The organism is Streptomyces sp. NPDC089799 (assembly GCF_040684755.1).
Classification (GTDB): Bacteria; Actinomycetota; Actinomycetes; order Streptomycetales; family Streptomycetaceae; genus Streptomyces.
The window spans coordinates 248,483-262,095 of record NZ_JBFBGR010000003.1; the positions used below are offsets into that span (position 1 = coordinate 248,483).

Genomic DNA, 13,613 nt, shown 5'->3' on the forward strand with positions numbered 1-13,613 from the left:
GTCCGCGGTCGGCCGCGGAACGCGGGCCGGGGCGTGCACGCCCGGCAGCCGGTCACCCCACCCCGGCCGAGGCCCGCTGCCCGGCGCGGGCGAACTCGGCCATGCCCTCGGCGAAACCGACCTCGGGACGCCAGCCCAGCTCGCGCCGCAGCCGGGACGAGTCCGCCGTGATGTGCCGGACGTCGCCCAGCCTGAACTCCCCCGTCACCACGGGCGCCGGACCGCCGTGCTCGGCCGCGAGCACGGCGGCCATCGCCCCCACGGTGTGCGGGTCGCCGCTGCCCACGTTGTACGCCGTGTGGCCACCGGCCGGCCGGTCCTCGATGCCCGCCAGCACGGCGGCGTTCGCCCCGGCGACGTCGCGCACGTGGACGAAGTCCCGTCGCTGCGCGCCGTCCTCGAACACCCGCGGCGCTTCGCCCCGGGCCAGTGCCGACCGGAAGAACGAGGCCACGCCCGCGTACGGGGTGTCCCGCGGCATCCCGGGCCCGTACACGTTGTGGTACCGCAGCGACACCGCCGTGCCCCCCACACTCCTCGCCCAGGCCGCGGCCAGGTGCTCCTGCGCCAGCTTGGTCGTCGCGTAGACGTTCCGCGGGTCCGCCGGCGCGTCCTCACTCACCAGCCCCGGCACCAGCTCGGCCCCGCAGCGCGGACAGCGCGGCTCGAAGCGGCCGGCCTCCAGGTCCGCCACCGTCCGCGGGCCCGGCCGCACCGCCCCGTGCTCTCCGCACGCGTAGTGCCCCTCGCCGTACACCACCATCGACCCCGCCTGCACGAGCCGGCGCACCCCGGCTTCGGCCATGGCGGCCAGGAGCACCGCGGTGCCCAGGTCGTTGCAGGCGACATAGTCCGGTGCGTCCGCGAAGTCCTTCCCCAGGCCGACCATCGCGGCCTGGTGGCAGACCGCGTCCACACCGCGCAGGGCGCCGCGCACCGCCTCCGCGTCCCGGACGTCGCCGTGGACGAACTCGGCGTCCGGCAGTTGCGGAGCACGGGGATGGGCGGCCGGCAGCAGCGCGTCGAGCACCACCGGCGCATGCCCTCCGGCCGCCAGCACGGCGACCACCTTCGAGCCGATGAAACCGGCTCCTCCTGTGACGAGTACTCGCATGTCAGGCACGCTACGGAATCCGGTCCGACGGCGGCCGCTCCCGCACCGGGCCGTAAGGGTTCCGTCATGGTGGAGGAACAGCTGCAGGGGGTCGCACACCGAGCCAGGCCGGCGGAATCGGGCACGGCGTCGCCGGCCACCCTCAGAGGGTGCGACCGGCGACGCCGAGCGGCACGATGTCCGAGGTCAGCGGGGACTGCCTGCCGTCACCGGCCGGGGGCAACGGATGCGCATTGCTGCCCTCCGGCAGAGGCCCCGAGCTGAGTGGAGCCCGTCACTCGGCGATCTTCGTCCGACCCGACCACCGAAAGACGGGAGGTGAAGAATCTGCGGAGTCGCCGCATTCGGTGGTGGTGCCATCGACGGGTTCATAGTGCTCGTATCCGCCGAGATGACGGATCTTGATCTTCTCCGGAGAGAGCAGAACACCCGTCAACTCTTCCAGGTCAACCGTTCCGGAAACGTCGTGGGGACCCCCTTCGAGCCGTACGACCGCCCTCGCCGACCCGAGGGCATTCACCCCTGCCGCCTCATCCATGAAATCGCCTCTCTGCTCGTGCCCGTTCTTCCGTGGATTCCGATCTCCCGACACCCCTGATCGACTCCCCCCATCGGACCCCGGAAGGGACGATGTCAGCCCGCGCCCACCCTTGTGTTCCGAGAGGCTACGGTCGGCACATCTGCCGGTTAACCCCTACCTGCCCCTATTTCCCGGATGAGGGGCATGGAGAAGGGGTGTCCGGCGTGAGGGCACGTCGGCGGCCACCGCCGCCGTGCGAGCCTGATCTCAGCCTGCCGTGCGGGGCTCCGGGGTACCCACGACGTGTGTCACCGGTGTTGCCGGCCGGGTGTCACCGCCACCACGGTGACCACCAGTCCGTCCCGCACCAGCCAACGGCCCCTCAGCACACTCGGGAGCGAACGCGGGCCGGATCCCTCGGGCCGGACCAGCAGCCTGGCCCGGAAGGTGCCCGCCGCCGGCTCGAAACCGATTTCCGCGTCTTCGAATTCGAGCCGTTGCCCCGTGTGCGGATACCACGCCTTGTAGACGGACTCCTTCGCACTGAACAGCAGCCGGTCCCAGTGCGTACCGGCCGGCGCGGACCGTACCCCCATTCGCTCGGCGGGGCTTGCGACGGCCTCCAGGGTCCCGCGGGGAAGCGGCGCGTGGGGCTCGGCATCGATCCCGAGCATCGTCACGTCCGTCCCGTACGCGAGCGCTGCTGCCCGGTATCCCTCGCAGTGGGTGAGGCTGCCGACGACCGTTGCGGGCCAGCACGGGGCACCCCACCTGTCGGGGAGCACCGGTCCTGGCGGCAGTCCCAGTTGCCCCAGGGCTCGGCGGGCGCAGTACCGGACCGTGGTGAACTCCTTGCGCCGCTTCTCCACCGCGTTCCGGACCAGCAGGGCTTCCTCGGGGTAGAGCACGGCCTCCGGGGGATCGCCGAAGGACTCGACGACGGCGACCCCGCTCGGCAGTATGCGCTTCAGCATCAGGGCTCCCCGCGGTCCGGCCCGGCGAACGGCGGGTCTCCCGCGACCAGGAGCCGGCCGCCGTCGGCCTCGGGGCGCAGCCCGGCGACGCTCCCGCGGTTCTCCTGGTGGGCGGCGTGCAGAGCGCTGATGGCCGGCCGGCTGCCGCGCGTACGTTGCACTCGGTGCTTCCTCTCGTCCGACCGGGGCCTCCCGAACGGCCACGGGCGCGGGGAGCACCGTCCGTCCGGAACGGGGGCAGCCCAGACGGACGGTGCGGCTTTGCGGTCCGGCGCGCGGCAGGTGAGGAACCGGGGCGGGCGCTGAAGCCGGACGTGAGCCACGGTTCTCGCGCATCACGCCCGACCCTGTGGGCCGGACCGGTGGACGCCCGTAGGCTGACATGCGCGGTCGCCCTGACGTAACCCCTAATGTCCTCCCCTGTCACCGCATCGCCTCCGGGACACGGACGTCCGGAGCTGCCGGGACGCCCACCGGCTCGACGACGGCGTGCGCCTGCCGGTTCGCTGCACCGGATGGCGGTGTCCTCCGCCCCCGGCTCAGGGGCGGCGCACTCCGTCAGCACGCGCACAGGCCGGTGAGGAGGCGAACCGGCCCCGGTCGGCCTGCACCGCCCACCCGCGCGCGACCAGGCGTTTCGCCCTCGCCCGCACACCCTCCACCGACGAGGCCGTCGGCTCCAGTCCGAGAAGCCGCGTCAGCTCATGGGCCTGCAGGGTCGTCCGTGACTCGTTCAGGACCTGCGCCAGGTTCCGGTAGATTCCCGGAAGCGCCGTCAGGTCCATGCCCGGTTCCCGCGTCGGCACGGTCACCCGGATCCCCCCGCCCAGACCCCCGCCGGCCGCGTCGGCACCGCCGGCCGCCGTCGGGTCCTCGCAGTCACCGAGGTCCGTGCGCAGTGCCCGGTGTGCCCGGCGCATCGCCTCCCGGGCGCTGGCCAGCCGCGACAGTTCCCTCTCCACCTCACCGAGCGCGAGTGCCAACTGGGCGCCCTCGCAGCGCAGTCGCTCGACTTCGCGCCACGTCCATGCCTCCAGGACCTTCGCGAGCCCCAACGTCGACGGCATCAGCAACCTCCGGGACAACGAAAGAGACCGAACACCTGCGGGTGCGGTCAGACGAGGGCGGGACCGGGCACGCGGGCGGGTGGCTCCTCCACGGTCGGCTCGATGGCCAGGTGCGGAAGGCTGCGGTCCAGCCACCGCGGCAGCCACCAGTTGGCCTTGCCGCACATGTACATCACCGCGGGCACGAGCACCGTCCGCAGGACGAAGGCGTCCAGCGCCACGGCGGCCGCCAGCCCGACGCCGAACTCGGCGATGCCGCGATGACCCGTGAAGATGAAGGCGGTGAACACGGCGATCATGATCAGCGCCGCGGCGGTGATCACCCTTGCGGTGTGGGTCACGCCGGCCAGCACCGACCGGGCGTTGTCGCGGCTGATCGCCCACTCCTCGGCCATCCTGCTGACCAGGAACACCTGGTAGTCCATGGACAGGCCGAACAGGACCGCCAGCACCAGCTCCGGCAGGTATCCCTCGATCGGGCTCGGCGCGCCGAGGCCGAACAGGTCGGTTCCCCAGCCCCATTGGAAGAAAGCGGTGAGGATGCCGAACGAGGCCGCCGCCGACAGCAGGTTGAGCACCGCGGTGACCGCCGGGATGAGCAGGCTGCGGAAGGCAAGCACGAGCAGCAGGAAACTGAACCCCACGACGGTGATGAGCAGCCAGGGAAGTTTGTCGCTGGTCACGGCCGCGAAGTCGATGAACGTGGCCGTCAGCCCGCCGACGTGGACCTCCAGCGTGGTGCCCTGCGCGTACTGCGGCACGACCGTGTCACGCAGGTGGTTGATCAGCGTGGAGGTGGCCTCGTCCTGAGGAGCCGTGGTGGGGATGACCTGGGTGATCGCGATCGACGGGTCGGCGCCCTCCGCGCTCCGGGCGGGCGCGGTCTGCACGGCGGCCACTCCGGGCACGCCGGCCAGCGCCTGGTCGAGCTTGTCGAGCGCGGCGCGGTCGGCCGGGCTCTGCACCCGGGAGACCAGGACCAGCGGGCCGTTGAAGCCCGGCCCGAATCCCTCGGCCAGCATCTGATAGGACTTGTACGTATGGGTCGACGTCGCGTCGTTGGAGGCGTCGGCGAAGCCGAGCCGCAGGCTGAACACGGGCAGCGACACCACGATCATCACCGCAAGACCCACGACGGTCAGCGCGGCGGGGAACCTCGGCACGATGCGCGACCAACGTGCCCACAGGCCGTCGTCGCCCTCGGTCCGGACCGCCCCGCCGGCCTGCAGCGCGCGGCGCTGCTTGCGGCTCAGCACACGGATGCCGAACACGCCCAGCAGTGCGGGAAGCAGCGTGACGGCCGCGACCACGGTGCACACCACGGTCATCGCCGCCGGGACGGCCAGCCCGTTGATGAACTCCAGGTTGACGCTGAGCAGGCCGAGAAGGGCGATGCACACCGTGCCGCCGGCGAACAGGACCGCGCGCCCGGAGGTGTTGAGGGCCTGCACGGCCGACTCCTCCGGCTCCAGCCCGGACCCGAGGCCGCGGCGGTGCCGGGTCACGATGAACAGGGCGTAGTCGACCCCGACCCCAAGGCCGATCAGGGCGCCGAGGATCGGTGCGATGCCGTTCACGGACATCACGTGGCCGAGCGGGGTCATCAGCATCATGCCGCTGCCCACCCCCGCCACAGCGGTCACGATCGGCAGCGCCATGGCCAGCAGCGATCCGAAGGCGACCAGGAGGATGACGGCCGCCGCGACGATGCCGATCAGCGACGCGTCCGACGCCGGGGTCTCCTCGGCGGCCGAGATCCCCTTGCCGCCGAGTTCGACCTCAAGGCCGGGTTGGCGGGCCGCGGTCGCGGCGTCGATCACCCGGCTGATGTCGGCGTGGTCCAGGTTGTCCGCCGCGTCGGTGAAGTTCACCGTGGCGTAGGCGGTGCGCTTGTCCGCGCTCACCTGGATCCGGCCGCCCTCTGCGTAGGGGCCGGCGACCGAGGCCACCGAGGGCATGTGGGACACCTCGGTGAGCATCGCCGAGATCCGCTGCTCAATGGCCGGGTCGGTGACGCTGCCCCGGCTCACCTGCCAGACGATCTGGTCCACGTCGCCCGCCTCGGCCGGCGCCGACCGCTGCAGCAGTTGCTGGGCCTTGCCGGAGCCCGTTCCCGGCAGGACGAGCGAGTTGTCATAGGCGGTCTTGACCGACTGCGACATCACCGCCAGGCCGACCAGGAGCCCCGCCCAGGCGATGATCACGACGAAGCGGTGGCGATAACACCAGCGTGCAAGGGTTGACATGATTACTCCGCTCCCTTCCTTTCATCCGCCCATCGTCCGGTTCTGCACGCTCCCCGTCTCCGGCCGGCCGCAGTGATTGCCCGGGGTGTGACCGCGCCATCGGGCGCGGGCGCCCGGCTTGGCCTACTGCGTTCGCAGTAGGCCGGATCAGGGAAGGGCGAGGAAGTGGGCATGCCTGGCCCCGCCGTCGCGGGGGCACCGCGACAGCGGGTGGTGCGGCGGGGGTCAGTGCCGGGGACGCGGTGCGTCCACCAGTCCTGTCTGGTAGGCGAGAACCACGAGTTGTGCCCGGTCGCGCGCGCCGAGCTTGGCCATGGCGTGGTTGGCATGGGTCTTCACGGTGAGTGGGCTGAGCGTGAGCTGACAGGCGATCTCGGCGTTGGTCATGCCTTCGGCGACCAGGGCCACCACCTGGCGTTCGCGTTCGGTGAGCGTGGCGATCAGCGGCGAGGGACTGACCGGCTCGCTGTCGTGCAGCGTGAGGAACCTGGTGATGAGGCCCCGGGTCGCGGACGGCGAGAGCAAGGCATCGCCACAGGCGACCGTACGGATCGCCTCGATGAGAACCTCCGGGCGCGCGCCCTTGCCGAGGAAGCCGCTGGCGCCCGACCGCAGCGCCTCGAAGAGGTAGTCGTCGACCTCGAAGGTGGTCAGGATCAGCACCCGTACTCCCGCGAGGCTGTCGTCGGCGGCCATCCGCCGGGTCGCGGCCAGCCCGTCGAGGTCCGGCATCCGGATGTCCATCAGAACGACGTCGGGGCGTTCCGCCCGGGCGGTCCGGACCGCGTCGTGGCCGTTGGCCGCCTCGCCCACCACGGTCAGGCCCGGTGCGCGGTCGATCACCAGCCGCAGGCCGGCGCGGACGAGATCCTGGTCGTCGGCGATGACCACACGGGTCGGCGCCGTGCCGGTGGAGTCCGGCGGGGCAGTGACGCTCCCGTTCACGCCCCCTCGATTCCGGCCGACCGCAGCGGGAGCTCGGCGAAGACGCGATAGCCACCCTCGGGCCGCGGCCCCACCGCCAACCGTCCGCCCACGGCGGTCACCCGCTCCCGCATGCCCACGATGCCGTGCCCTCCGACCGTGGAGACTCCGGCCATGCCGACCACGGCCCTGCGTCCGCTCCCCCGGGCAGCTGCCTCGCCCTCGTCCTCGACCGCCAGCCTGAGCGCGCCGGGCCCGTACCCCAGCCGCACGATCGCGGGAACGCAGCCCGCGTGCTTGCGGATGTTGGTCAGCGACTCCTGGATCACCCGGTAGGCGGTCAGCTCCACCGCCTCGGGCAGCGGCCTGGCCCGGCCCGTCACCTCGCGGGTGACCTGCAGGCCCGTGCCGGCGAACGAGCAGATCAGGTCGCCGAGCCGGTCGAGGCCCGGCACCGGCTCCGCCGGCTCTGCCGACTCGGGCGTTCCGGGCTGACGCAGCAGCCCGACCGTCAGCCGCAGTTCCTCCAGGGCTTCCTCACTGGCCTGCTGGATGTGCGCGACCGACTCCATGGCCTGGGACCGGTCCTCGTCCTCCAACAGGCAGCCCAGCGCGCCGGCCTGGACATTGATCAGCGCGACGTGGTGGCCCACCGCGTCATGCAGCTCGCGGGCGATCCGCAGCCGTTCCTCCGCGACCCGGCGGTTCGCCTCCTCCTCCCTGGCCCGTTCGGCTCGCCTGGCGCGCTCGTCGGCCTCGGCCACGTAGGCGCGGTGGCTGCGCGCGGCGCTGCCGGTGGTCACGGCCAGCGCCGCCCACATCACGATGACCACGCCCGTCATGCCGGGATGGGTGAAGAGCGAACCGACGAGCAGCGTCGCCTTGACGGTGACGCCGACCACGAGCGTCCGTACGGGCGAGGAGTCCAGCGCGACCCAGTACAGCGCGCAGAAGAGCGCGAGCAGGGTCACCGGGTAGACCATCCCGTCGGCCAGCAGAACGAGCGACCCGATGGTGGCGACCCCCACCGTGCCGAGGGGGAACCGGTGGCGCAGCGCCAGGGTCGCGTAGACGGCGACGGTCACCGGCCCGCTGAGCGGCCAGTGCGAGCCCAGTACGGGCACGGCCGCGGGGACGGTCACCAGCGTGAACAGCACCATCGACCCGAGCGAGGAGAGCAGCAACAGCAGTTGCTGCTTCGCCATGAGCCTGTTCCAGGGGACAAGGGCGGCCTTCAGCACGGGCGCTCCTCCATCGGCCGGGACTCCTTCGCCGGTCCGGCTTCCCTGACCACGGTGCGCGCCGCCGGCGCCGGTCCGAGCGGCATCCCACCGAGCCCTTCCATCGGTTCCGCGTCCACTGGCCGTTACCGGCCTTCGGGCGCTTCGTGGTGCTTCGCCGCGGCCGTCCCCACGGCGGACAACGCCAGGGCGGCCAGCGCGGCGACGAGCATGAGGCCCGCGTTCACCAGGAACGCGGCGCGGTAGCCCTGGACCAGGGCGTCGAGGTCACCGCGGGTGTCGCTCGCGCGGGAGGTCAACGTGGACGCGACGTTCACGAGCACGGCGAGACCGACGGCGCCGCCGATCTGGCGGGAGGTGTTGAGCAGCCCCGAGGCGGCACCGGCGTTCTTCGGCTCGACGCCGACGGTTCCGCTGATGGTGACGGCCAGGAGCATGAGGCTGATGCCGAACCCGGCGACCAGGTTGGGGCCGAGGATGTGGCTCGGGTAGGAGGAGTCCGTGGAGATGGTGGAGAGCCAGGCGATGCCGGCGGTGGCGAGGAGACCGCCGGCCACCAGCAGCGGCCGGGGGCCGACCACGGAGATGAGCCGACGGGAGGTGAGGCCGCCGGCGATGAAGACGACGGTGATGGGCAGCATCGCCATGCCGGTCCGCAGCGCGCTGTAGCCGAGCACCTGCTGGCAGTAGAGCGAGAGGAAGAACATCAGGGCGGTCAGCGTCACGCCCAGGCAGAACATGAGCAGGTTGGCGACCCGGAGGTTGCGCAGCCGGAGCAGCTCCGGTGGGATGAGCGGGTGGGGACTCCTGGCCTCGGCGACCAGGAAGGCGGCGAGGAGCACGACGGCCGCGGCCAGCGGGAGCAGGACGTTCGCCGAACCCCAGCCGTCGGCGGCTTCCGAGAGCCCGTAGACGAGCGCCCCGATGCCGAGGGTGACGCAGAGGGCGCCGAACACGTCGAGTCGAGTGCGCTCGGCGAGGGCGGAGGGGAGCACGAGCCGCGCGCCGATGGCCAGCAGCACGATGCCCGCGGGGATGTTGACGAAGAACACCCAGCGCCAGCTCAGTTCGGCGGTGAGCACCCCGCCGAGGACCACGCCGACCAGGCCCGCGACCCCGCTCATCATGCTCCACAGCGACAGGGCGCGCTCGCGCTCGTGCGCGTCGGTGTGGGTGGCGGTGATGAGGCTCAGACTGGTCGGGGCCAGAGCGGCGGCGCCGGCGCCCTGGGCGATCCGCGCGCCGATCAGGACGCCCCCGCCGGACGCCAGGCCACCGATCAGGCTGGCGACGGTGAAGACGGCCGCCCCCACCAGGAAGACCCGCCTGTGCCCGTAGAGGTCGCCGGCCCTCGCCGCCAGGAGCAGGAAACCGCCCAGGGTGACGAGGTAGCCGCTGACCACCCACTGCTGCTGGCCGGTCGACAGGCTCAGCCCGGTTCGCATGTCCGGCAGGGCCACGGTGACGATGGTGGCGTCGAGCACGACCATGAACAGGGCGAGGCAGGAGATGGTCACGACCAGGCCGAGCGGCACCTGGGGCCGGATATCGGCGGGTGCGGACGCGACTCGGGCCTCGGACATGACGTCTCCTCAGTAACGACCCGCGAGTGAACACTGTTCACTAGTGAACAGTGTTCACTCGCGAAGGGTGCTCAAGATAACCTGGAGCCCGGGGGGTGTCAATCGATCTGAAGGAGAGTCAATGCGCCTGCGTACAGCAGATGTTGTCGACGAGGCACTGTGCTTCCTCGATACCGAGGGCCTGGACCGGCTCACGATGCGCAAGCTCGGCGCAGCGCTCAACGTCCAGGGCGGCGCTCTCTACCGGCACTTCCCGAACAAGGAGGCCCTGCTCGACGCGGTGGCCGACAAGATCGTCGAGGGTGTCGGCGATCCCCTGCCCGACGTTCCCTGGCTCGACCAGTTGCGGATACTGGGCGGCCGGCTGCGCGCGGCCCTGCTCGGCCACCGCGACGGTGCCCGGGTGGTGGCCGGAACGTTCGCCCCCGGGGCCAACACCATCGTCGGCTCGGACGTGGCCGTCCAGGTGCTCTGCCGGGCCGGACTGCCCCCGGCCCAGGCGGGCTGGATCAGCTTCGCGCTGTTCTACTACGTGCTCGGCCACGCCATCGAGGAGCAGGCCCAGCTGCGGCTGCCACCCGAGCACGACTGGCGGGCGCGGACCGAGCGGCTCCGCGTCCAGGTGTCGCCACAGTACGCGGCGGCACTCGACGGGCTGGCGGAATCGGACCCGGCGGAGCGGTTCGAATTTGGACTGAACATCTTCCTGGAGGGGATCCGCCGGCTGCAGCCGACCCGGCCGACGCGGCATGCGTGAGCGGGGTCGGCCCACCGGTCCGGGAAACCCCTCCCGCCCCTCCCCGCGATTACGCCCGGGGATGCGCCAGGGCGCACACTGGCGCACGTGGGACATTCAACCCCCGCCGGTCCGGGACCGGTGGGGGCCGGGCCCGTGCGCGAGCGCGTCCCGCGCCGGGCTCGGACGAGGCCGTCCGCCGAGCCCGGCGCCAGGGGACGCCGGTGGCGCAGATTGCTCCAACACGGCATCACCGCACATGACTTGACGACCGATCAACAACCCGGGCCGATACGCCGTGACCGTCACACCCTCGGGCCGGCGGGTACCCGCGGCCGTTCGCGCCGCCCCGGCCTCACCGCCGCCCACTCACACACCCACCGACCGCGCTGGTCAACCCGGTTCCGAAGCCGTCGGACCCGCCATCGACGGGGCCGCCGCCCACGAGGGGCCGCCCTGCCCGCCACGAAGGGCATACTCATGGCCGGGCGCCGGGCCCGCCTCATCGTCCTTGACCTTCATCATCTTGCCTGCCTATCTTATGTTCGATTTTGGCTCGACCGCCGCTTGCAGTGAGGGACGCAAGGAGCAGGCGGTCAGGCCTGGTGCGCGACTGGGTTACCGGCGATCAGCCCCAAGGAGCCCGCAAGTCTTCGCGACCACGCTGCCCGTCCAAGCCGCCGATCGGCAAAGCGGCAAGGGCTTGGCCGGCAGCGGTTCCGGTGCCGACGGGGGAAGAACCCGATTTCACAGGCGTAGGGGGGTGAGTGTCATGCGTGTCGGCGACAACGGTTCGGGGGCTTCGGCGCCGGTTGCCATCACGCCCGAACACGCCGGAACCATCGAGGTCGCCGGAGCACTGGAAGCAGGCGGAACCTCCGGGCGCGGAGGGCCGGGACAGGGGTAGGCACCGGTCACGGACGGGGAGCGCACAAACCCCGGACCGAGCCCCGAAAATCGAAAATTCAAACAGGCTTACTGTCGTCATGCGCGGCTCCAAACGGGGGAGTTGAGCACGTTGCGGTCTGGGATCGAGTGGTTAGTCCAGAGCGTTCGCAAGAGCTATGAGAGCGAGTCGGCCTGCGGCGCGGCGTCACCGACGCACGCCGTCTGTCGCCTCGGCGACGCCGGAGAGCAATGCCTCCGGCGTCGTACGACGGAACTCGGTCTGGCGGCAAAGCCTCCACCGTGGCGCGAACCACCACCGCGGTATTCAGGCGGGCCCGTCTCCGGCCATTCACAAGGCACCTGTCGTTCGCGAGGGAGCCAATGAGCATCCGAGTGATGGTCGCCGATGATCTGCTGTTATCCCGGAGCGCGCTCGCCGCGCTGATCGAGAAACACGACCGCGTTCGCCTCGTGGGCGCCGTCGGCGGCGATGCCGACGCACTGGAATTCGCCGAAATCCACAGGCCGGACATCGCGATCATCGGATTCGACGGCGCGGACAGCAGCGTGATCACCGTCGCCGAGAAGATCTCGAGCATTCCGGAGTGCCGGAGCCTCGTCCTGGCCGAGCGCTTCACCCGGTCGATCGTCCGGCAGACCTTCTCCGGCGGGGTGGACGGGATGCTGCACCGAAGCGTGGCCCCCAGCCGGTTCTTCGAGGCCCTGCACCGGCTCCACCAGGGCGAACGCTTCTTCGACACGGACCTGACGGTCGCCGCCCTGGTCAATGCGGGCTGCCCGCTGACCATGCGTCAACTGGCCGTGCTGGAACGCCTTTCCCGCGGCGACAGCACCGTCGAGATCGCTGCGCGGCTGCACCTTTCCGAGGGGACCGTGCGCAACTACCTCACATCCCTGGTGACGAAGCTCGGTGCGCGCAACCGCATCGACGCGCTGCGCATCGCCCGGGACGCGCACTGGCTGTGAACGGCTGTCTACGCGAATTCATCAACTATTCGGGGGGCGTAGAAAATGAACATGGACGCAGTGACAGCCAACGTCGTCGGGGACATCGCCGTGGTGCTCGGAGCCTCGAGTCTGCTCGGCGCCCTCGCGCGCCGGCTCGGGCAGCCGACCGTGGTCGGCCAGATCGCCGCCGGCATCATCCTCGGACCGACTCTGCTCGGGCGGCTCCCGGGTGATCCGACGTCCCACCCGTTCACAGCCCAGGCGATGCCGTTCATCTCCGTCATCGCCCAGATCGCCGTCGTGATCTTCATGTTCGGCGTGGGCTACGAGATCGACCTCAAGTCCGTGCACAGCCATCGCAGACCGGTCACCCTCATCTCGGTGGGGGCGATGCTCATTCCGCTGGCCCTCGGTACGGGCATCGCCCTGGCGGTGCAGCACACCGACGCCTTCGACGGCCGGCACGCCGACGGCCGTTCCTTCATCCTCTTCTTCGGCGTCGCGACGTCGATCACGGCGCTCCCGGTGCTCGCGACGATCGTCCGGGAACGGGGACTCGCCGGAACCCCCGTGGGCAACATCGCCACGGCGTCCGCCGGGCTCATGGACGTCTCCGCCTGGCTCGTGCTCGCCGCCGCCCTCATCGGCACCGAAAGAGCCGGAAACAGATCCTGGCTCGGGACGGCGCTGCTCCTCGCCTGTTTCCTGGCCGTGATGGTCCTCGTGGTCCGTCCCGTGCTCGGCTGGTGGTTCCGGCGCCCGAACGCCGTGATGTCGAGTCAGATCCCGATCGCCCTCGTGCTCGCCTCGGCGGGAGCGTGGGCCACCGCCGGCATCGGCCTGCACGCGATCTTCGGGGCCTTCGTCGCCGGCCTCGTCATGCCCAAGCCGGACGGCACGCCGGACGCGGACGTGCTGCGCTCGACGGAACAGTCCGGCGGGCTGCTGCTGCCCCTGTTCTTCGTCATCACCGGGCTGACGACCAACCTCGGCACGCTGAGCGGTTCCGACGTGGCACTGCTCGTCGTGATCCTCGTCTGCGGGGTCGGCGGGAAGGCCGCCGCGGGCTACGCGATGGCGCGGCTCGGCGGTCTCGACACCCGGTGCTCGGCCATGATCGGCGCGCTGGTGAACACCCGCGGGCTCACCGAACTCATCGCACTGAACGTGGGACTCAGCGCGGGCCTCATCGACGGACGGCTGTTCACGGTCCTGGTCCTCATGGCCCTGATCACCACCGGCATGACCGGGCCGCTCATCACCGCGATCGAGCGCAGGACAGCCGCCCTCCCGGTGCCCCACGCGCCGGTACCGGTCGCCGAAGCGCGCGGCCGCTCCTGACCTCGCACCG

Annotated in this window: 12 protein-coding genes; 3 read left to right on the plus strand and 9 right to left on the minus strand. The window is 71.3% G+C overall.

All coding sequences use genetic code 11. The features are described from left to right. Positions 1-52: 52 nt before the first annotated feature. The 9 genes from AB0O36_RS04285 to AB0O36_RS04325 all read right to left on the minus strand — a co-directional run bounded on the left by AB0O36_RS04285 (position 53) and on the right by AB0O36_RS04325 (position 9,669). Positions 53-1,114, minus strand: a complete 1,062-nt coding sequence (locus AB0O36_RS04285; protein WP_365103808.1) for an NAD-dependent epimerase/dehydratase family protein — start codon at positions 1,112-1,114, stop codon at positions 53-55. Positions 1,115-1,388: 274 nt separating this feature from the next. Continuing rightward, positions 1,389-1,652 carry a DUF5988 family protein gene (locus tag AB0O36_RS04290; protein WP_365103811.1) on the minus strand — a complete coding sequence of 88 codons (264 nt, stop codon included), beginning with the start codon at positions 1,650-1,652 and terminating at the stop codon, positions 1,389-1,391. 290 nt (positions 1,653-1,942) lie between these two features. Further along, a complete protein-coding gene (locus AB0O36_RS04295; protein ID WP_365103813.1) occupies positions 1,943-2,608 on the minus strand; it encodes a 4'-phosphopantetheinyl transferase superfamily protein in 666 nt (221 codons plus the stop codon). Next, a complete protein-coding gene (locus AB0O36_RS04300; protein WP_365103816.1) occupies positions 2,608-2,769 on the minus strand; it encodes a hypothetical protein in 162 nt (53 codons plus the stop codon). Before AB0O36_RS04300 ends, AB0O36_RS04295 begins: the two co-directional genes overlap by 1 nt. 378 nt (positions 2,770-3,147) lie before the next feature. Next, positions 3,148-3,675: a hypothetical protein gene (locus tag AB0O36_RS04305; RefSeq protein WP_365103818.1), complete on the minus strand. Its 528-nt coding sequence runs from the start codon at positions 3,673-3,675 to the stop codon at positions 3,148-3,150. 47 nt (positions 3,676-3,722) lie between these two features. Then, positions 3,723-5,921, minus strand: coding sequence for an MMPL family transporter (locus tag AB0O36_RS04310; RefSeq protein ID WP_365103821.1), 2,199 nt, complete (start codon positions 5,919-5,921; stop codon positions 3,723-3,725). A gap of 225 nt (positions 5,922-6,146) precedes the next feature. Beyond that, positions 6,147-6,866, minus strand: a complete 720-nt coding sequence (locus AB0O36_RS04315; RefSeq protein ID WP_365103823.1) for a response regulator transcription factor — start codon at positions 6,864-6,866, stop codon at positions 6,147-6,149. Further along, positions 6,863-8,050: a histidine kinase gene (locus tag AB0O36_RS04320; RefSeq protein WP_365103826.1), complete on the minus strand. Its 1,188-nt coding sequence runs from the start codon at positions 8,048-8,050 to the stop codon at positions 6,863-6,865. Before AB0O36_RS04320 ends, AB0O36_RS04315 begins: the two co-directional genes overlap by 4 nt. Before the next feature lie 161 nt (positions 8,051-8,211). Further along, a complete protein-coding gene (locus tag AB0O36_RS04325) occupies positions 8,212-9,669 on the minus strand; it encodes an MFS transporter (RefSeq protein ID WP_365103829.1) in 1,458 nt (485 codons plus the stop codon). A gap of 121 nt (positions 9,670-9,790) precedes the next feature. Here AB0O36_RS04325 and AB0O36_RS04330 point away from each other — a divergent pair, with 121 nt between their 5' ends. From AB0O36_RS04330 to AB0O36_RS04340, 3 genes are all read left to right on the plus strand, one after another. Then, complete coding sequence (locus AB0O36_RS04330; RefSeq protein ID WP_365103832.1) at positions 9,791-10,426, plus strand: TetR/AcrR family transcriptional regulator C-terminal domain-containing protein; 636 nt, start codon at positions 9,791-9,793, stop codon at positions 10,424-10,426. 1,263 nt (positions 10,427-11,689) lie between these two features. Continuing rightward, complete coding sequence (locus AB0O36_RS04335) at positions 11,690-12,280, plus strand: response regulator transcription factor (protein ID WP_365103835.1); 591 nt, start codon at positions 11,690-11,692, stop codon at positions 12,278-12,280. Positions 12,281-12,331: 51 nt separating this feature from the next. Beyond that, the gene (locus AB0O36_RS04340; protein WP_365103838.1) at positions 12,332-13,603 is read left to right on the plus strand and encodes a cation:proton antiporter; all 1,272 of its coding nucleotides are present in this window, start codon (positions 12,332-12,334) and stop codon (positions 13,601-13,603) included. Positions 13,604-13,613 lie beyond the last annotated feature (10 nt).

What these genes read in the sequence shown, in the direction of transcription:
- AB0O36_RS04285 (WP_365103808.1), bottom strand. Translation starts at nt 1,114, where the DNA reads ATGCGAGTACTCGTCACAGGAGGAGCCGGTTTCATCGGCTCGAAGGTG.
- AB0O36_RS04290 (WP_365103811.1), bottom strand. Translation starts at nt 1,652, where the DNA reads ATGGATGAGGCGGCAGGGGTGAATGCCCTCGGGTCGGCGAGGGCGGTC.
- AB0O36_RS04295 (WP_365103813.1), bottom strand. Translation starts at nt 2,608, where the DNA reads ATGCTGAAGCGCATACTGCCGAGCGGGGTCGCCGTCGTCGAGTCCTTC.
- AB0O36_RS04305 (WP_365103818.1), bottom strand. Translation starts at nt 3,675, where the DNA reads ATGCCGTCGACGTTGGGGCTCGCGAAGGTCCTGGAGGCATGGACGTGG.
- AB0O36_RS04310 (WP_365103821.1), bottom strand. Translation starts at nt 5,921, where the DNA reads ATGTCAACCCTTGCACGCTGGTGTTATCGCCACCGCTTCGTCGTGATC.
- AB0O36_RS04320 (WP_365103826.1), bottom strand. Translation starts at nt 8,050, where the DNA reads ATGGCGAAGCAGCAACTGCTGTTGCTGCTCTCCTCGCTCGGGTCGATG.
- AB0O36_RS04325 (WP_365103829.1), bottom strand. Translation starts at nt 9,669, where the DNA reads ATGTCCGAGGCCCGAGTCGCGTCCGCACCCGCCGATATCCGGCCCCAG.
- AB0O36_RS04330 (WP_365103832.1), top strand. Translation starts at nt 9,791, where the DNA reads ATGCGCCTGCGTACAGCAGATGTTGTCGACGAGGCACTGTGCTTCCTC.
- AB0O36_RS04335 (WP_365103835.1), top strand. Translation starts at nt 11,690, where the DNA reads ATGGTCGCCGATGATCTGCTGTTATCCCGGAGCGCGCTCGCCGCGCTG.
- AB0O36_RS04340 (WP_365103838.1), top strand. Translation starts at nt 12,332, where the DNA reads ATGGACGCAGTGACAGCCAACGTCGTCGGGGACATCGCCGTGGTGCTC.